This is a genomic window from Neptuniibacter marinus (genome assembly GCF_001597725.1).
Taxonomy (GTDB): domain Bacteria; phylum Pseudomonadota; class Gammaproteobacteria; order Pseudomonadales; family Balneatricaceae; genus Neptuniibacter; species Neptuniibacter marinus.
In genome coordinates this window covers 79,369-99,839 of the sequence record NZ_LUTR01000003.1, presented here as the reverse complement: position 1 = coordinate 99,839, position 20,471 = coordinate 79,369, and the positions used below count along the sequence as shown (strand labels likewise).

The window sequence follows — 20,471 nt, the reverse complement described above, 5'->3', positions numbered from 1 at the left end:
AGGATCATGAAACTAACTTCTTTACTTCCACCCATAGCGCTATTGATTGCGTTAGCTGGTGTTAGCGGATGCTCACCCCGTGTTGAAGTCGCCGTTCCTAGCGAACCCATCACAATTAATCTTAATGTTAAGATAGAACATGAAATTCTTGTTAAAGTTGATCGAGAGATTGATGACCTTCTATCTGAAAACAGCGATATTTTTTAAGGGAGCTTAAGTGATGAAACAGTTAAACCTACGTAATTTTATAGCACTATTCGCACTCATGCTCTCAATTATGGCGACACCTGTTTGGGCGATTTCTATGGATGACGCCAAATCACAGGGCTTGATTGGGGAGAGAAGCAACGGCTACCTTGGTGTTGTAACCTCAAGTGCACCCGCAGATGTCCGTAAGCTTGTGGATAACATTAACAACAAACGTCGCTCTGCTTACGAAGATAGAGCATCTAAAGCGGGCGTCGAAAGATCCGTTTTTGAAATTCGTATGGGGCAACGCTTACAGCAACGAACTCCTGCCGGACAATATATCCAGCTTCAAAACGGTAATTGGCAAAAGAAATAACCGGCGAATCTACACATCTACGAACATGAAAGCGTTCTTTTAAGGCGCGCTTGTTCGTAGAACACTTAAAGAGAATAAGATGAGTACTAAAGATCCCATCTATCGCCGCTTTAACTTCCTAGGCTTTTCATTGTGTGTAGCCGCTTTTATCTATGCTGTCTACAACCTACAAGACCCCACTACTCATATTAGCAGTCCACTAGTTTCTATCTCCAAACTCTTAGTTTTAAGCAGCGCCCTAATCTTTTTTATAGCTTTAATTCACAATCCTCGCACCTTTGGGCAACGGGCTTACGGAACTGTTAGTTTCTTGCTGTCCACTATCGGCATAACCTCAACCAGTTATCACTTATGGAAACACACCATCGGGTCAACGGAGCCTCCACCCTCTTTCTGCGAACAACCTATAGAACTACTTTTAAGTAAACAGACAACAATAACTGGTAAACTAACAGAATTGATTAATGCGGCGATCCAGTGCCCTGTAGAACAAATAAGCTTTATTGGCCTAGGGATTGTAGAACAATGCCTAATCGTATTTGCCGCACTTTTTTTCATCAGTTGGAAAATACTGATCCACCGCACAAAAAATAAAGGGCTATTTCTGTGATATTTTCACCCCGCGTAGCATCCGCGACCTGTTTTTTATTACTAACGACACAGACCGCCTTAGCGGAGTCCAATGCACCTTGGACGTTTAATTTATATTTTGAAAATGACCTATTCGCTGAAACCGATCAGGACTATACCAATGGTATAAGAGCAGCTTGGGTTTCACCCAATGTGAATGATTACCTCCATGATGAAAGTCTTCCTAGTTGGGTCAGAGATATCACCCCATATCTTCCTCTGTTTGATCCAAGCGATAAAACGTCCAATCAACTACAACGCAACGTAGTTATTAGCCTTGGACAACAGATGTATACACCGCAAGACATCAATCGCACCACTATTGACCCTAATGATAGACCTTATGCCGCATGGCTATACGGTGGTTTGGCCTACCATAGCCGAACAAAAAACAAGATGAATACAGCTGAGCTGAATTTAGGTATTGTCGGCCCCCTTGCCTTAGGGCAAGAAGCGCAAGACTTTATCCATGACATTCGCGGCTTTAAAAAATTTAAAGGCTGGGATAACCAACTTAAAAATGAACTGGGCTTCCAGCTAGTCTATGAACATAAAAACCGTATTGTAAAAGGCCAGCTTTCGCCCTTTTTTGAATACGATACCATTATCCATGCAGGCGGTAGCTTAGGTAATGTTGCAACTTACCTTAACGCTGGCGCGGAAGTCAGATTCGGCTGGAATCTACCACAAGATTTCGGCACATCCGCCTTACGCAGCGGTGGTGATAATAGTGCTCCCGGCTTAGGGGATGGTCGCTACCAGCGCGGTAGTCGCAACCACAATATTGGGGTACACGCTTTTGTATCTATGGATGGACGCTGGGTTGTACAAGATATTTTCTTAGATGGAAATACCTTCAGGGACAGCCATTCGGTTGATAAAAAAAGCCTCGTTGGTGATACCGCCTTTGGGATCGCAGCCCTTTACCATGGCTGGAAAATTTCATTTGCACAAGTTCATCGCAGTCGAGAATTTAAAGCACAAGATGAGGGGCACTCTTTTGGCTCACTCAGCCTAAGCTACTCATACAGTATATAAGGCGAACTTACGGGCAAACAGAAAGGACTGGATCAGCTCGTAAATACAAACGACCTGATCCAGTATACTGCAGCGTCTAGCTAGACTAATTAGAAATGAGCGCTCACTTTAACCCAGATATTTTGACCCGGCTCAGCAACCTGTACAGGATCAGTATCTAGCAGATAATCGCGGCTTTCATGCAGTGTATAGTCTTTATCAAACAGGTTATCTACACCCATCGCAACCACGAAACCATTACTCGCCTCATACTCACCGTGCAGGTTCACTAGACCATAACCCAGTGTTTTACGGACGTCCTGTCCACCACAAGCATCGTTACTTAAACATACATCATTTTGCTGAGCGACCAGTTTCCATTCAACACCTGCTTTCCACTGCTGCTTCTGGTAATTAAGCGATGTATTCAACTCAAGTGGAGAGATGCGCGATAGGTTTGTGTCATCGGTTGTATTTTCACCTTCCAACCAAGCAAGAGAAGACCCGAACTCTAGTGTACCTGTCAGTTTGTATGAGAGCCCAGCTTCTAAACCATACAAAGTCGCATCAACGTTTTTATACTGCTCAGTACCGCCTGATTTAAAGCGTAAAATATAATCATCAACACGGTTATACCAACCCGTTAATGTCCAGTTCAAATCCCCTTGATCACTGGCCAATACGGCTTCTAATTGGTGATGTTTTTCAGGGTCTAGCTGAGGATTACCGATCCAAGGCGTACCACTGATTTTAGCAATATAACGTTCTGTTGCATCAGCCGTACGGACACTACGAGAGAAGGTTGTCTCAATGGTATATTGATCATTTAAACGGTGTGTCCACGAGGCAAAACCACCGACATTATTTTCATTACTATCAATATCTGTCGTGCCATACACCGCCGCATAACGGGACGCAGGCGTTGCCATACCAAAAGTTTCACCGGCTCTAGATGCAGACGCTTCTACACGGTCATAACGTACACCCGCTTTTAATACATCATCACGAGTCAGCGCCTTTTCACCTTCAACAAATAGACCCGTTTGATCAATAGAGACACCCGGCCACTGACTAAACGCAGCCATACCATTCATCTTCATATAACCAATGGCTGTACGATCATTATTCTGGATATCAGCACCAAAGGTCCAATCAATATCGGCAGCATTAGCATCAAAAACAATGCGCATACCTTCTGTATCTGAGCTTGAAGGCACCCCCATCATACTGTTTTCCATTAAATGTATAACATCGGATTTATACGCTTCTACTTTTAACTGACGCAATGTCCCGTGCGTAAATTGATGTTCAAGTTTGATACGCGAATTTTCCGCATCGGCATAAGGGCTATCCATCTGTGCGCCGGGGAAAAGTACATCTTCCTCATCAACTTTTTCAAAGCTCGCTTGCAACGTTGTATTTTCACCTAAACGAATTCCCGCCAAAATCGCATTTGATTGGCTGTCATATTTAGACTCAACTTCGTTACCCGCACCATCCTCATAATTCTCAGATTCGCCTTCATGAGCAATAAAGCGGATATAACCATTATCATTACCCGCCTTAATATCTGCACCTAGCTCCCACTGCTCACCATTACCACGATAACTACCAGAAATATCCGCGTTATAACCCTTATCATCAATCATCGGCCAATCACGTTCAAACAAGACCGTACCGCCTGAACCACCGCCACCATAAATCACAGTGCGGTTACCTTTTATTACCGTTACACGATCATAACTATCAACGGAGGTATAAGCGGTTGGCGGATCCATACGGTTTGGACAACCGCCATGAATATAACCACCGTCTAGCAAGATATTTAACTGAGTTTCTTTTTGTCCACGAATTACCGGATCTAAAGCTCGCCCGCCCATACGTACAGCCGACACACCGGTAATACTTTGTAGTAGCTCACCACCATCGGATACAGGCGAAGCTTTAACACCTGAAGTAGACTTACTAACCGTTGTCTCTAATGAAGGTAAACCTTGGTTAATCTCAATAACCATATTTTGATCAGACTCATGGCCCGCCTGAGCCAATTGGGAGACAGACGCTGCCACCATCAACGATATAATTTTCTTTTTCACAGGTTCACCTTCATAAACTTTCATTAGAAACAACTAAATTGCGCGAATTCTAATAGAACAGAGTCAAAAAAGGGATGTGACACAGTGTCGCAGACTTAAGCCGTAAATTGACCTTAACAACAATATTCCGAAATATTCCGAATAAGAGAAAAAAGTTTCCTAAAGTAAACTTTTGTCGTTTACCTCTCACAAGCATAGAAAAAAACAGGTATGATTAGCCCAAATTTTGAGCACTTTTTTCTAAATAAATAAGCAACTGATTACAGGTAATTAAAAGATGCCGTTACAGAATCAGACTCCACTATCTACGCTGGAGCAAAAAGATGCGTTCATCGCACGTCATATTGGCCCCTCTGCCGCAGAACAAAAGGCTATGCTGGACGAACTCGGTGTAGCTGACCTTGATCAGTTAATAGAGCAGACCGTTCCCGAGTCGATCAAAGTAACGTCCCCGATCGCACTTGATGATAGCCGTACCGAAGATGAAGTTCTGGCTTACCTTAAATCCGTTGCCCAAAAGAATAAGATCAACACATCAATGATAGGTATGGGTTACACCGATACCATCGTGCCTAATGTAATTTTACGTAATGTATTGGAAAATCCGGGTTGGTATACCGCCTATACTCCCTACCAACCGGAAGTATCCCAAGGCCGTTTAGAAGCGATTCTTAACTTCCAAACCATGATTCTTGACCTTACCGGTTTAGATCTAGCAAACGCCTCTCTGCTTGATGAAGCAACCGCGGCCGCTGAAGCGATGACACTGTGTAAACGTATGTCAAAAGCGAAAAAGGCAAATACCTTCCTCGTTGACAAAAACGTACACCCACAAAATATCAGCGTTATACAAACCCGCGCCGAACCACTCGGTTATGACGTAGTTGTAGGTGATGTAGCTGAACTGGTCGATCAACATGAATTTTTTGGTGTACTAGTTCAGTACCCTGGCACAACAGGCGACATCAACGACTACGCAGAACTGGTTGAAAAAGTACACGCGAAGAAAGCGCTGTTCTGTGCAGCGGCAGACATCATGAGCTTAGTCCTACTTAAATCACCCGGCGAACTTGGTGCTGACGTGGTATTTGGTTGTGCTCAACGTTTTGGTGTACCTATGGGATACGGTGGCCCACATGCGGCTTACTTTGCAACCCGTGATGCTTACAAACGTTCTGTACCCGGCCGTATTATCGGTGTTTCTATCGATGCCCGCGGTAATAAAGCCCTACGTATGGCGATGCAAACCCGTGAACAACATATTCGCCGCGAGAAAGCCACGTCAAATATCTGTACTGCACAAGTACTGCTGGCCAATATGGCCTCATTTTATGCGGTCTACCACGGCCCAGACGGGCTTAAAAGTATTGCTGGCCGTATCCACCGTCTAACTGACATTCTCGCTACAGGCCTGAAATCTAAAGGTGTTAAGCTAGTAAATAACAGCTGGTTTGATACCATCACCCTGCAATTAGACAATGCAGAATTGGTCTACCAAGCAGCCCTTGACGCAAGTATTAACCTGCGAAAAGTCAGCGAGACTGAGATCGGTATTACCTGTGACGAATGCACCAACCGTGAAATTATCAATACCTTATGGAACTGCATTTTAGGTGAAGGCCATGGGCTTGATATTGAAGCAATCGACACCGCTCTAACCACCAACGGCTCTGACTCTATACCCACCGCACTCGTACGCGAATCAGCGATTCTTCAGCACCCAGTCTTTAACAGCTACCACAGTGAAACTGAGATGCTGCGCTACCTTAAGAAACTGGAAAACAAAGATATCTCCCTAGCTCACAGCATGATCGCGTTAGGTTCATGCACCATGAAACTCAACGCAACTGCCGAGATGATCCCAGTGACTTGGCCTGAATTTGGTCAACTACACCCCTTTGCCCCTATAGATCAGGCGCAAGGCTACAAACAACTGATTGATGAATTGGAAGATCAGCTAAAAGCGATCACTGGGTTTGATGCCATCTGCATGCAACCTAACTCCGGTGCCCAAGGGGAGTATGCGGGCCTCTTAGCCATTCGAAAATATCATCAATCAAATGGCGATCACCACCGCAACATCTGCCTAATCCCAACTTCTGCTCACGGTACAAACCCTGCGTCTGCGGCCCTTGCAGATATGAAAGTGGTACTGGTTAGCTGTGATGATAAAGGTAACGTTGATGTTGCGGATATGCGCGCTAAAGCGGAACAACATAAAGATGACCTTGCCTGCCTAATGATTACCTACCCATCTACACACGGTGTGTATGAGGAAAGTATTTGTGAGATATGCGATATCATCCATGAGAACGGCGGACAAGTTTACATGGACGGCGCTAACCTAAACGCACAAGTAGCGATCAGCCAACCTGCTGCCATTGGTGCCGATGTCTCCCATATGAACTTACACAAAACATTCTGTATTCCACACGGTGGTGGCGGCCCAGGCATGGGGCCAATCGGTATTAAAGCGCACCTTGCACCTTTTGTGGCAAACCACCCTATACAGCCAATTGAAGGGCCAAACCCTGAAAACAGTGCGGTCTCCGCAGCACCTTGGGGTAGCGCATCGATTCTGCCAATCTCTTGGGTCTATATCGCCTTAATGGGCGGCGCTGGCCTTCGTGCAGCAACAGAAAACGCCATCCTGAACGCTAACTACTTAGCGAAAAAACTAGGCGAACACTACCCTGTACTTTACGCAGGCCGCAATGGTCGGGTTGCCCACGAGTGCATCATCGATATGCGCCCACTAAAAGAACTTTCCGGCATTACCGAAGAAGATGTTTCTAAACGTCTAATGGACTTTGGTTTCCATGCCCCAACTATGTCGTTCCCTGTGGCCGGCACCTTAATGATCGAACCGACAGAATCTGAATCAAAAGCAGAACTGGACCGTTTTATCGAAGCCATGGCCACCATTCGCGAAGAGATCCGCCAAGTGCAAGAGGGTACATTGGATTCAGACAACAACCCTTTGAAACACGCGCCTCACACAATGGAAGACCTTATCGATCCAAACTGGGATCGCCCTTACAGCTTGGCTCAAGCCGCCTTCCCTGTTAGACGCCTAAAAGACAGCAAAATCTGGCCAACCGTTAACCGTATCGACAACGTATACGGCGACCGCAACCTATTTTGCTCATGCCTTCCAGTAGAGGATTACGCTGAGGGTTAATTCTGTCGGTTTACAACAGCTCGTTCCCACGCTCCGGCGTGGGAGCGTTAATGTCGATTTCGAATAAAGATTGTGAATCGACATTAAAGATTGTGAATTTCAATAAAGATTGTGCAAACATCTCCGGATAAATTAGGAAAATGTTTACAATGGCATTGAAATTAAAAAATGGGCCTGAAGGCCCATTTTTCGTTTAGAGCAAGTAAATATGTTATCGAGAGAAATTCTGTGATGGGATATTTATCAACGTCAATTAGCAAATTCACCTCTAAAACCTACAAAATTTGCCTGTTCAAATTTCAAGCATAGTACCTTAATTCACATAAATCGCTAAGCTGACCTCTTAAGCTGACCTGGTGTTACCCCAAGACTCGCTCGAACCACACGCGTTAGATGCGCTTGATCTGAAAATCCGCAGTCATAGGCAACTTCTTTGATAGCATAATTTCCTTCCATTAACATTTTTTTTGCTTTTTCTACACGTAACGAAGTAATAAAAGAGTGCGGTGTACAGCTGAAAGATTCACTGAATTTTTTGGTAAAAGTCCATAATCCCATACCTAGTAAATTTGCTAAATCTTCAACTCTAAATTTAACGTGTATATGGCTATTTATGTAATCGATTAATAACCTTTTTTGATGATTGGAAAGCAGGTTGGCTAACGAGCATTCTTTGACTATCACATTCGCATAATTCCTAAGCAAATGAACTGCTAGCTGTATCGCTAGTGACTCCGCATATAAAGTTCCACCCATACTTCCTCCAGCAGCCTCGTTCTGAACTGAGTCAACCAGATTTAACAATACAGGATCACGAAGCTGTAATTCATCATGAAGGAAAACATCTTTAATTGGCCTATCTAAAACCTCACAAGCAACTTTAGACATGAGCTCATTAGTGATGTAGACATGAGATACATCAATATCTTGAGTCCAATGCCAATGAGAATCCGATAGCGTAGTCAGTAACGAAATATCACCTGATGAGCATGTTTTTTTTGTCCATTTACCATCAAAGCATCTTTGCATTAGGGTATGAGCATTTGTGTATTTAACAATCATGTAGTGATCAATTGGAGGGATGGGAACATCCTGACCTCTATAATGGTAGGCCCGATGGGAAATACCTTCCCACCCTAAATTTTCACTTGAACTTAATAATCTACCTGGAACCCATTCTGGAAGCTCTTGGGGCTTAATTATATTATTCATATCACAACCTCTGGAGGTCATTATTTGTGATTAATAAAAAAACAATAGATTAAGATCATCCTTAAAACTCTATTATTCTTAGACCTTGATTACTTACATCATAAGAAAGAGCGGCCTATAAGGCTGGCCGCCTTTTCTCTTCGCTAAAAATAAATTTAGGTTTAAAAATATAAGCCAAGGCTGGCATTAAGAACAAAGCACTCAGTGCAGACACTGATAGCCAAATTCCTATCAAGAGCCCCATTTCCGCCTGAAAGCGTAATGATGAATAAAACCAAACACATACACTTGCAATGAGTACAAGCGCAGTAACCAAAACCCCTCTACCAGCACAATGAATAGAAGTAGAAATTGATTCTATGTACGAATGTCCTTTTTCATATTCACTTTTAATTCGATCACAGATGTAGAGAGCGTAATCTACCCCTAAACCGATGCCTAGTGCAGCTACAGGAACCGTATTGATATTCATCCCTATTCCCTGCCAAGACATAAATGCAAATGTAACCAGATTCGACAGGATAACAGGTGCCATAAAGAACATACCGGCAATGCTGGAGCGATATACAGCAATACACATAATGACCAGAATAAACAGAGCCAAAGCAATTGATTGAATTTGCCCTGACAAAATGACTTCATTTACAGCAGCTATTACACCAATAACTCCACCAGCCAAATGTATCTGGACCTGATTAACTAGAGGATTGTCTGTAATAAATTGGTTAATTCTCGCGATCGCTGTCTGAATTGTCTCCCCTTTACGATCTGTGAAGAACAAAGTAACAGAGGCATTTCGGCGTTCCGTATCAACAAACCGGTCAAGATCACCAGGCTCAGCCGCATTCTCAAACATATACATCAGCTCACCATTCACTAATGTATTTTCACCTAGTTCGTGATAACGAGTATTACCCTCACGAAGGGTTTTATTAACTTCAGGTAGAATATCAGCAATTGATAAAGTTCCACCTATCTGAGGCTGCGCTTCCATGTGTGTTTGGAAACGTAGCATAGTGTTAAGTACTTCAACTTCTTTAACTTGATTCTCTCTTTCTCCTCCCACGACAACGAACATTCGATCAGCACCGGGGAATTTTTTGTTTATCTTCGCTGAATCTTCGTTGTACTCTGATTCAGGCCATAAGATTGGGCTACCGGGATTTGCGTCACCCACTTTCAATCCGAGAGAGTAATAACCGCAAACCATGAATAATGTCACAGCTATAAAAACCACTGCATAACGCGCTCTTGTTTCAACAACTTTCACACAAAGATTAAGAACCGGACGAATTAAAATCACATCCAAATTTAAACCATGAGCATAAGAGTTTGGTTTTTTGACCCATGAGAGCAAAACAGGTGTCAGTATCACTGCACTTACAGCTACAGTAGATACCCACACAACCGCTAATATAACTAACTTTTGTAACAAAGGGATGGGACTAATCGCTACCACCGCGACACAACCCGCATCTGTCGCAATGCCTAGCAATCCTGGACGAAGGAGATCTTTAAGAGTAAGGCGTGCCGCAATTTTTGAACACAAATTATCGCCTAACAGATCAATTTCTTCGTGGAACCGGGTAATCATTTGCACTGAATGCGAGACTGCTCTCGCAGTGATCAACATTGCAATTACAACTACTAAAGGATCAAAGTGAATTCCACACAGTTGCGAAATACCTAATGCCCAAATTGCGCTAACAGCTCCAGAAATAAGAGGTAAAAGTGTACCCCTCCATGTACGATTGATAATGAACAGTAGGACTAGAAAAATAGATAATGCTAGCAATACTAAATTCATCGTTTCAGGTAGGTAGTGGTTTACCCACCCATAGAGAATAGGGTTACCAACTACGCTGACTTCAACAGATTCATCTTCAAATTGTTTAGCCAGCTCATATGCCTGATCAAAAGCTAGATTATAATTCAGAAGATCATCAAAGAAGTCGACTGTAATCAGTGTAGCTTTCAAATCCTTAGATACATAAGGGCCGTAAACCAACGGATTTTTAAGAATCGCCTGTTTGAGTTCACTAATTTCTTTTTCCGACTGAGGAAGATTTGGCCACATATAAGGCCTACTTTCGATACCCTCGGTTGATGCTTTAACTTCCTTCAGCTTTTTACCAGCCAATGAATAAATTTGGAATTCATTAATAGCATCAATTTTTAAAAGCCCTTGCGTTATACCTTGAACTTTTCCCAAAACATTGAGATTAAAAATATCCTTATCTTTTGCCACAACCATAAAAGTAATGATATTTGTGCCACCAAAAGTATTTTTAAATTCCTCATGGGTTTTAATATATTTATGAGATGTTGGCTGAAGATCTTCGAAAATAGTTTTTACATCAATATTAAATGCAGGATATGACAAAAGTAGTGTAAAAAAACATACAATAGCTAATACGATTTTTCTTTTATTTATACACGCTAGCGCAAACTTTTCCATAGTGATCACCAAACCAACTTATCACTTAACTCAACGAATTTGTTATATTTCGGGCTAAATTTTCCAACATTTGCCCCAACTGCAACATATTCACCATCAACCAGATTAATTTCTGTATGCCAAGACAAATCCATTTTATCGAAAATGCCGCTTTTTAGGTTTTCTAAGCTATTATCAATTTCGACCCAGACACCTTTATTCCCGACAGAGAACCAAACATTTCTATTTTCATCCCAAATTATATCCATTAAATGCTCAGAAACTTTTCCTCCACTGGTTTCTACTCTTTGCCAAGTTATACCACCATCTTCGGTTTTGATGATTAGTCCATCTAAACCTACAGCCAGACCATTGAATTGATCTTTGAACTCTATAGCCATTAAACTACTTTCAATATCAAAATCTAATTCAACTAAGCTCCACGAATCGCCATCGTTATCACTAATTAAAATTGTTCCAAACTCACCTACAGCAATAACTTTACTATCATTAATTTTAATAATGTCATTTAAGATAACATCTTCATCTTCACGCATTTTCCCCCAAGAGCGCCCATAATCATTTGTTTTAAGGATTGCACCAAACTCACCCACGGACCAAGCTTCACCATTAATATACGTATGAACGCGGAGTAACTTATTTGCAACTTCATTTTTAGGAACAATAATTTCTTTCCAAGTTTCTCCTGAATCTTCAGTTATTAAAACAACACCTGTATTACCTACAGAAACTGCTTTATTATTATTCCAAGCGGATACATCTTGAAAATGATTGGTTTCCTTAGTTTTTTGAAGACGCCATGTGGAACCGGAATCATTTGATCGTAAAATTTTCCCGTAGCTTCCTACTAACCAGATATTCTCACTATCTACAACATCAACTCCATATATATTATCTCTTGGCTCGATAGCCGGCGTTTCAACTTTCTCAATTGTCACAGTTGGCTTAACAAAAACCCCTGCCCACAATAAACCACTAACTATCATCCAAGGTATGATTGAAATAATCGTTTTACTAATACTAAATTTATTTTTCTGTGGTAAATCACATTTGTAATTATTATTAGACATACTATGAACCAGGAAAAAATCTGCTAAGCAGCGATACAATCACTGCCTAGCAGTCAATTAAAGGAAATATTTCTGTTAATTTATCTCGCAATTTTTAGTAATTGCTTCAAGCTAACGTTATTCTCTTTCACGCCAGCCGGATTTGATTTCATATTCGCAGACCATGTAGTCGAGAAATTAGCCTTATAATCGATTACATGACCAATCACTGGAATTACGGCTTTATAACCATCGTCTGCAACCTCAGGTCGATTCTGGAAGATAAAGAACTTCCAGAATTTACCATTTTGGTCATACGCCTCACCAAGGTATGGACGCGGCCAGTCTTTCTCCATATACACCACTTTTTTGCTATACGGATGCCCCTCAGGTGGAGTACCTTCAATTACGTAGACTTCACGCGGCTCCCATTCAATATGTTTCGCAGGGTAATAAAACGGCTTCTCATCAAGGCCAACGCTTGGGAATTCTGCGTTAGTGCCCTCTTTACTTTTATCAACACTCAGCTCTGGGCTGTGAGCAATTGCAAAAACCCAACGCGTATCTACCAACTTAGTTGATTGATACTTGGTAGGAACCGCATCCCAAATATCCCAGTCATCATAAAGCTGAACTGTTCCGCCAATTGGATCCATCCAAGCACTACCAGTAAGACGTCTTGCACGTCTAACAGATTTCAGATAAGCCCATGTATCATCCGGCTTTGCGGCACTAGGGTCATTGTATCTAATCGAAAAAGTACCTAATCCTTTTATATCCTGAGGGCTTTGAGCGACAAGAATAGTCTTCTGCATAATATCGCCATCACCTTCCTGAACAGGACCACCGTCTAAACGACCTTCCATATAATAACGGCGTGACCACCAACGCTGGATACGTTCTACACCATCTTCGCCATCGATAAATACAAATGACAGATCACGTAAATCCATAGTTGCGCCATAGGTTGGAGATCGAAGGTTCCAAATCAGTTTATCACCGGCATGAGGATCATTTGGATCTATATCCTGAGGATCAAAAAACATTCCAGAAGTCCAACCCGATACCTGTCTAGTAGCCGGATCAAACTTAACCTTACCCTTACCTTGCTGGGTTGCCTCTATGTATTTAGGATCAACATCAATTTTTTCAGAGTGACGAATCTTCATGGTTAAGCCACGTTCTTTAATCATCCACTCAAGTCTTTCAGGAATCATGTCTCCTACACGCTTTCCTTCAAACTGTGCATCTTTTACCGCATCAAAGTTAGCTTTAGAAATCACAGTACCTGCTGGTAGTTCCGCTGCTTGTACTGTTCCAACAACAGCCCAACACAACACAGCGGCCTGAGATATTTTCTTTAAATAACCAATATTCATAATTTTGAGCCTCTTATAACTAGAATTGGCGAGTTAGGGTAAAGGTCAACTGATTATCGTCACCGAACCAGTCGAAGAATGAAGCTGAGTTTTCAAGAGCACCCAGTGGGTTTCTACCTGGTACACTTCCAGCAGCAACATGCTTCTGATCACCATCTGTCCACCAAAGGTTAGCTTCGCCTTTGAATCTCCAATTATCGCCAAAGACCATTTCAACAGCAGGAATAGCAAACCCACCGCCATTACTAAGGTCGGTACCCAGAACTAAAGACGGATTAATTGTGTCGCGGTTGAAATTGAGTAAAGTGAAGAAGGTTAGGTAGGTTGTATGTTCTTTCTTTTTCGCTCCGAAAGAAGCAAATTCTACGATTTCATCATTTTCATCATAATCGACAATCCAGGTATCAAACAGTTGGATACTTGTAAGCGAAGGACGATTGGTACCAAGCCAGCTAGATAAATCTAATTCTTTATCTAAGCGCACCATAGTGACCAAAGTATCTTTTTCTTTTACCCCAGCCCAACCAGGTAATGATGATTGCAGAGCACCATAGTTATATGGTTTGTCAGGAATAAATGCGAATTCGGCACTGAGTGTAGAATCAATGCTTTGGCTATATGTATTCGCTGTAAAGCCAAATACATCTATTTCAGGGAACACCCAGTCACCAAGAACCTGATTCTTTGCAAGCTCACCGTAAGACTGCATAGACGTTACACCAAACGCACCTGGCACTGCAGAATTGGCCGCAGGGTTTATGATCGGTTGAGGATTAAAGGTTTTTAAGTACGCAAATGAGTAACCAATTGAGCCTGCCGTACCATTCCAGCGTAAACCAAAGGTAGGATCATCCCAATCACCATTTGGATTATCTTCGTTGTAGTCAGTAAATGCAGTGAAATCTACGCCCCGATATGGGTGAGGAATCCAACGTCCACCCTCGATGTTGAAATTACTACCCATGTCCTCAGCACGATCCCAACCAGGACGTACATAAAAGTTCAGGTTACCGTCCAGTTCTGGTACATCAACATTAAAGTTCGCCAGAATTAGCGGTTTACGCCAATCTTCATTATTCTCGAAGAAAAGCCGTTTCCTATAATCAAAACCATGAACCACGTCGAGAGCCTGAAAGAAATCACTTTCACCCCAAACTAATTGTTGTTTGCCTAAACGCACATCAACACGATCATTCAGAGAAAAATCTACGTAAAACTCACGTAAAAAATCCCCCAAACTGTCTGTTTGATACTGATCCAAGTAATCCTGAGTTGTAGCAAAACCTCCTGGGGTCTGCGTTTGTGTCAGCTGTTCAAGATCATCCAGATAGCTTGTCTGATACTCTTTGTCGAGACGACCAACAGCTTTCCAAAACACGTCCCCTGCTTGAGCATCCATCTCTAGCTGTAAGGATGTCCTTGCCATGCCTACATCCCACTTGTCATTGCCTGCTGTTTCTTCTTGATCTTCAAGAAATATGGAGGTTTGGGCACGAACGTACCCACTAAAATTGACACTATAGTCATCATCTGCATGAGCTAAGCTGCCCAGTAATAGTCCTGCACCGACCAGTAGAGAACTGGTTTTCTTTTGATTTTTTTTCACAATGATTGCCTACATTTTATATTTGTTATGTTTTGACAAACTAAAACTTCATTCGCCCAAGCACTTGAATGAACTTTCACATTCATGAGCTTTGGCATAAACAGAGCAATCAATTACCGTGCCAAAGACAAATAAAAAACAATAAGCATTTGAATAAAAAGGAATTTATAAACAATTATTAAAGATTAGTTTTCCAGATATAGTTTGAGAATCAAACGCTACGTTCGACTTTCAAACGCAATTTACAGAAGGCTGTTTATCTAGGAATATTGCCAATAAAAACAGGGGCTTGGTGATGCAAACTTAGGAACTAATCATTTAGTTCCAACAAAATAGTTATATAGAATCATACCAATGTGTTAGCTTTTCAATAGCCTAAAAAAAGGTTTACTGTTTTACACTGGTAAAGCGTGGCAATATTTTTTATTCATAGTTAAACCAAATCAGTTGGATTAACTATGAAATTTCTACATGGATTGTACGACGGCTAACTGGCAGCATATGAAAATGATGCGACCTATTACCCTGATTTGAGTAATGTGTTATTTTTTAATTCCTAAATTGAATGCTCGTTAGACCAATCTAAAAATAATAATGAGAGCAAAAAAATGCCCCGTACTCAGCAGAAATATGCATCTAACAATAAAAACCCTGCGGACTTTTCCCAAAAAGAAATTGATATGGCTTGGGAGCGATTTCTTTGTGGTACTGAAAAACATGAAATCATAAAAGTAAGAGGCAGCATCATAAATTCATGGGAACGTTGCCAGTCAATCGGTGTGGACCCCTCAACAAAGATTGCACCAGTTGTTGCTTCTGAGGATGATATGAATATAACCCTCAGTCAAAATGAAGACTTGCTAAGGTGCTCACGCTCAACCATTGAAGAGTCGAAACTACTATTAAACGACTTAGAAACCGTTCTATTTATTACTGACAGGAATGCGCTAAACCTTACAATCACAGGTGACCCGAGGACTATAGACCGCGCCAAAGATATCAGTTTGCTTCCAGGAAGTTTTTGGAGGGAAGTGGTAACTGGATCAAATGCAGTAGGGACAGCCATAGAATCTAATCAACCAACACAAGTGCATGGCCAAGAACATTTTTGTGAAGGTTTTAAACCCTGGAGTTGTACTGCTGCTTGTATTTATGACCCTTATGACATGCAAAGAATCGGGGTTATTGATATTTCAGGGTTATCAGATAGCTTTAACCGTTTCCACTTACCCCTAGTTACTTCTTGGGCAAATACTATTCAATCTCAACTTCAAACATTGACGATACTGCGTTGGTCGAAAATTGAAGAAGCACTTATTTCAAGCACTAAATTCAATGGTTCTAATAATTTCCTTCTATTCGATAAACAGGGTCGTTTTATAAGATCAAACACCAACGATGAAAAACTACTAAAAAGCTTTATACCTAGATATAAAGACGGTAGGAAATTTAGGCTGAATTTAGAAAGGTATGGCGGTGATAAGCCTGACTTAGAACACCTAGCCTTTTACCAATCAATGGATGATTATATTCAACCTATCTTAGATCCAAAACAGAGAAATAAGCTACTAGGGTTCAAAGTAAATATTCCTAGGGACGGTACATCACAAATAATTAATCACAACGGTAATACGCAAAGTACAACGACATCATTGAGCGTTTCACCAAACATAAGTACCCTAAACCTAGGGCCATCACATGAAAACGACAAAATAAAACTAGCGGCAAAATCACCTTTACCCATTCTATTATTAGGTGATACTGGTTCCGGTAAGGAGTATGCAGCAAAAGCTATTCATACGGAATACACTAGTTCTGAGTCCCCTTTTATTGCTTTAAATTGCGGTGCATTTTCAAAAGATCTACTTAATGGCGAATTATTCGGTTATGTAGAAGGCGCTTTTACTGGTGCAAAAAAGGGCGGCATGATCGGAAAGATTGAAGCTGCTAATGGAGGGGTTCTATTTCTGGATGAAATAGGAGAAATGCCATTAGAGATACAACCTGTATTTTTACGTGTTCTTCAAGAAATGGAAATTTATCGCGTGGGTGAAACAAAACCACGAGCTGTAAATTTCAAACTTATCGCAGCGACCAATATTGATCTAAAGCTCGCGGTACTCAAAGGTAATTTCAGAAAAGACCTTTACTATAGAATCGCTAATATTGTAATAACGCTTAAACCCCTTTCAGAACGGAACGAAGAGATTCCTAGCTTAATTGAGTCAATTCTAGATAGGATTAGTGCAACCTATCAAACAGAACGAAAGCAGGCATCAAAAGAACTTACCGAAAAGCTGAAATTGATGTCCTGGCCTGGGAACATTAGAGAGCTATCTAATGTCCTTGAATATATGACGTTTATGTCAACGGGAAATATACTCGTACCTGAAGACCTTCCTCCTGAATACTTAACTGGTAATGAAAGCATTAACGAAGAACCTACGGAGCAAGGTTCAACAACATTAAACAACACTAGATTCATTAGTTTGGAAAATGCCGAAAAATCTAGTATTGCAGCAGCAATACAAGCAAGTAATGGAAATATGACCAAAGCATCTAAACTACTTGGTATAGCTAAAAGTACTTTATACCAGAAAGTAAAAAAGTATGATTTATAATCAGAATAATACAAACCGGTTACTAAGAAGCACCATACAGCAGTGTGCTCTCCCAAATATCGGAGATTTTTTATGGCTCATAAGTTTTTATTTGTTACGACAGCTTCCCCATAAACGAAACATATAACCTACATAGAAAACAGGAAACTAACCTCATTTACTGTGCTCATCATTTGATAACAAAGGCTTTTGTAGACACTCAAGTCCTTGTTCTATTACTAATATTACCGCGAGTTAATATACTTAAAATCTCCCCAAACAATCCGTCATCAAGCGTAGGACCTTAAAGTTAGAATTCGGTTGGTCGACCGCTCATCTCAAATCATATGTCAGTTTTACTCGAAGACACTACATAGACTGAATAGAATGATGAAAAACGGAAGCAAACCTCCGATGTTATTTACTAAACGCTTAGGCCTTATATTTCGGGCACAACAGAGTTTATTTAAATATCTATCAAATATCAGAAAGCTCCCGCATTTTTCAATATATACATTTTATTATTCAATAATACTCTTAAAAAAAAGAGCATCATTTATTACGAGTTTAGAGATAAGGAGATAAATAATTCCTTATGTTACTAGCTTTAATTTATGGTGGGTCGGGATATTCGGTCGCCCCCGGTTTTCTGGCCTGCCACCCTTTAAAACTAGCTCTAAAATAAGGTTAGATTTATTTTTCGTATTCAAGCATTTCTACGCTAGAAGACATTTAAACTAAATTCTAATTGAAAACACTAGCATTGTTTTAGCTTTGCACATCCTCTACAGGAAATAAAACACTTAGTTTTCCCTGTTTTTGCGGGCTGCGTTATCTGATTTTATCACTTAACCAGTCCGCTTTTTTTTTACAACATAAGCCACTCAATTATCCAAAAAAAACACTTTTTATTCAATATCTCCTTTCTACAGGTCTATATATTTATTCAAGTTATCTTAATAAACATTTCCCCTTTTATAAATAACTCTAAATAAGCATAAAAAATGGAGAATCTATATGAATGCAGCAGCTGATAAAGTAACTGTATTAGATGCAATGGTGATTGGTGCTGGTGTTGCAGGTATGTACCAACTTTATAATTTAAGAAAAATGGGCCTAAAAGTACGCGCTTACGAAACAGCTACCGGTGTAGGAGGTACTTGGTATTGGAATCGCTACCCAGGTGCTCGTTTTGATTCTCAAGCAGAGATCTATCAATACTGGTTTGATGAAGAGATGTATAAGTCCTGGAAACCCAGCGAGCGCTTCCCAGCTCAACCTGAAACTGAAGAATGGCTAAATTATGTTGCCGACCGTCACGAACTGAAAAAAGACATCCAATTCAGTACTCGTATTAAGTCTGCTCACTATGACGAAGAGACTAATAGATGGAATGTAGTTACTGATTCAGGAGAACTAATCAATACTCAGTTTTTACTTGCTTGCTGCGGCATGCTGTCAGCTCCAATCGAGAACCGCTTTAAGGGCCAAGAAACGTTCCAAGGTGAAACATATCTAACCGGAAAATGGCCGAAAGACGCGAAAAGTTTAACTGGAAAACGCGTAGCTGTAATTGGTACGGGAGCTACAGGTATACAGGTAATTCAGACAATAGCTCCAGAAGTTAGCTCGATGAAAGTTTTTTGTCGAACCCCTCAATACGCCATCCCAATGAAAAACCCGAAATATTCTGAACAAGACTGGACCTATTGGTGTGACCGTTATGATGAGACAAAAGACAAAGTAATGAACTCTTTTGCCGGTTTTGACTATGATTTCACAGCAAAACCATGGCATGAATCTACTGAAGAGGAGAGACTCGCGGTCCTTGAGGAACATTGGGAAGAGGGCTCACTTTCATTATGGTTAGCTAGTTACTCGGAAATTTTCTTTGATGAAGATATTGCTGAAGAAGTCTCAGAATTCGTACGAAATAAAATGCGTCAACGCTTAGGAAATGACGAAAAACTTTGTAACCTTTTAATTCCAACGAAAGATGATTACACCTTCGGTACTCACCGCGTTCCATTAGAATCAAACTATCTTGAAGTCTATTTACAAGATAATGTAGAGCCGGTAGATTGCAGAACTACCCCCATCCAAGAATTTGTTCCTGAAGGTATCAAAACTGAAGATGGAACTATTCATGAATTCGATGTGATTATTTTAGCGACCGGTTTTGATGCAGGCTCAGGCGCCCTTAGCCGTATTGATTTTCGAGGTCGAGATAACCGTTCATTGAAAGATCAATGGCAACAAGAAATTACCACGGCAATGGGCCTCCAAGTACATGGATATCCAAATCTATTTACCACTGGCGCACCTCTTGCCCCATCAGCTGCGCTCTGCAACATGACAACTTGTCTTCAGTATCAAGTTGACTGGATCACAAATTGTATCGATTTTGCATTAAAAAACGGCAAGAAAACAATAGAAGTATCCAAAGAAGTAGAAAATGCATGGGTGGAACATCACGATGAAGTTGCTTCAAAAACACTTGTTGTAAAAACTGATTCTTGGTACATGGGTTCGAATGTAGAAGGCAAGCCTCGTCGTTTATTATCATATATTGGCGGTGTTAATGACTACCACAAAAGATGTGATGAAGTAGCAGAGAAAGGCTACCCAGGTTTTAAAATAGATTAATGGCTGTTCTACACACATATTAAAGTAGGTGA

At 41.0% G+C, this 20,471-nt stretch carries 13 protein-coding genes; 7 read left to right on the top strand and 6 right to left on the bottom strand.

The genetic code is table 11. From position 1 onward, the window contains the following. The first annotated feature begins 6 nt into the window (after window positions 1–6). From A3774_RS04095 to A3774_RS04080, 4 genes are all read left to right on the top strand, one after another. On the top strand, window positions 7–207 hold the full coding sequence (locus A3774_RS04095; protein WP_067863547.1) for a YnbE family lipoprotein: 201 nt from the start codon (window positions 7–9) through the stop codon (window positions 205–207). A 13-nt stretch (window positions 208–220) separates the two neighbouring features. Next, window positions 221–565, top strand: coding sequence for a YdbL family protein (locus tag A3774_RS04090; RefSeq protein WP_067863543.1), 345 nt, complete (start codon window positions 221–223; stop codon window positions 563–565). 79 nt (window positions 566–644) lie between these two features. Further along, window positions 645–1,175, top strand: a complete 531-nt coding sequence (locus tag A3774_RS04085; protein WP_067863539.1) for a disulfide bond formation protein B — start codon at window positions 645–647, stop codon at window positions 1,173–1,175. Beyond that, entirely contained in the window at window positions 1,172–2,233 is a 1,062-nt protein-coding gene (locus A3774_RS04080) for a lipid A deacylase LpxR family protein (RefSeq protein ID WP_082792339.1), read from the top strand. The genes A3774_RS04085 and A3774_RS04080 overlap by 4 nt, the downstream gene beginning before the upstream one ends. Window positions 2,234–2,322: 89 nt before the next feature. On the opposite strand, the gene A3774_RS04075 is transcribed toward A3774_RS04080, so the two are convergent. Then, on the bottom strand, window positions 2,323–4,308 hold the full coding sequence (locus tag A3774_RS04075) for a TonB-dependent copper receptor (RefSeq protein WP_197468001.1): 1,986 nt from the start codon (window positions 4,306–4,308) through the stop codon (window positions 2,323–2,325). A gap of 277 nt (window positions 4,309–4,585) precedes the next feature. Here A3774_RS04075 and gcvP point away from each other — a divergent pair, with 277 nt between their 5' ends. Beyond that, window positions 4,586–7,489 carry an aminomethyl-transferring glycine dehydrogenase gene (gene gcvP / locus A3774_RS04070; protein ID WP_067863533.1) on the top strand — a complete coding sequence of 968 codons (2,904 nt, stop codon included), beginning with the start codon at window positions 4,586–4,588 and terminating at the stop codon, window positions 7,487–7,489. 330 nt (window positions 7,490–7,819) lie between these two features. On the opposite strand, the gene A3774_RS04065 is transcribed toward gcvP, so the two are convergent. The 5 genes from A3774_RS04065 to A3774_RS04045 all read right to left on the bottom strand — a co-directional run bounded on the left by A3774_RS04065 (window position 7,820) and on the right by A3774_RS04045 (window position 15,193). Next, window positions 7,820–8,701: a helix-turn-helix domain-containing protein gene (locus tag A3774_RS04065; protein WP_067863530.1), complete on the bottom strand. Its 882-nt coding sequence runs from the start codon at window positions 8,699–8,701 to the stop codon at window positions 7,820–7,822. Window positions 8,702–8,816: 115 nt separating this feature from the next. Then, a complete protein-coding gene (locus A3774_RS04060) occupies window positions 8,817–11,159 on the bottom strand; it encodes an efflux RND transporter permease subunit (protein WP_067863527.1) in 2,343 nt (780 codons plus the stop codon). A 5-nt stretch (window positions 11,160–11,164) separates the two neighbouring features. Next, window positions 11,165–12,229 carry a WD40/YVTN/BNR-like repeat-containing protein gene (locus tag A3774_RS04055; protein ID WP_067863524.1) on the bottom strand — a complete coding sequence of 355 codons (1,065 nt, stop codon included), beginning with the start codon at window positions 12,227–12,229 and terminating at the stop codon, window positions 11,165–11,167. An 80-nt stretch (window positions 12,230–12,309) separates the two neighbouring features. Continuing rightward, a complete protein-coding gene (locus A3774_RS04050; protein WP_067863521.1) occupies window positions 12,310–13,587 on the bottom strand; it encodes a DUF1329 domain-containing protein in 1,278 nt (425 codons plus the stop codon). A 19-nt stretch (window positions 13,588–13,606) separates the two neighbouring features. Beyond that, window positions 13,607–15,193, bottom strand: coding sequence for a DUF1302 family protein (locus tag A3774_RS04045; RefSeq protein ID WP_067863518.1), 1,587 nt, complete (start codon window positions 15,191–15,193; stop codon window positions 13,607–13,609). A gap of 608 nt (window positions 15,194–15,801) precedes the next feature. Here A3774_RS04045 and A3774_RS04040 point away from each other — a divergent pair. Next, window positions 15,802–17,814, top strand: coding sequence for a sigma-54-dependent Fis family transcriptional regulator (locus A3774_RS04040; RefSeq protein ID WP_067863515.1), 2,013 nt, complete (start codon window positions 15,802–15,804; stop codon window positions 17,812–17,814). Between the two features lie 996 nt (window positions 17,815–18,810). Then, the gene (locus tag A3774_RS04035; RefSeq protein ID WP_067863512.1) at window positions 18,811–20,439 is read left to right on the top strand and encodes a flavin-containing monooxygenase; all 1,629 of its coding nucleotides are present in this window, start codon (window positions 18,811–18,813) and stop codon (window positions 20,437–20,439) included. Window positions 20,440–20,471 lie beyond the last annotated feature (32 nt).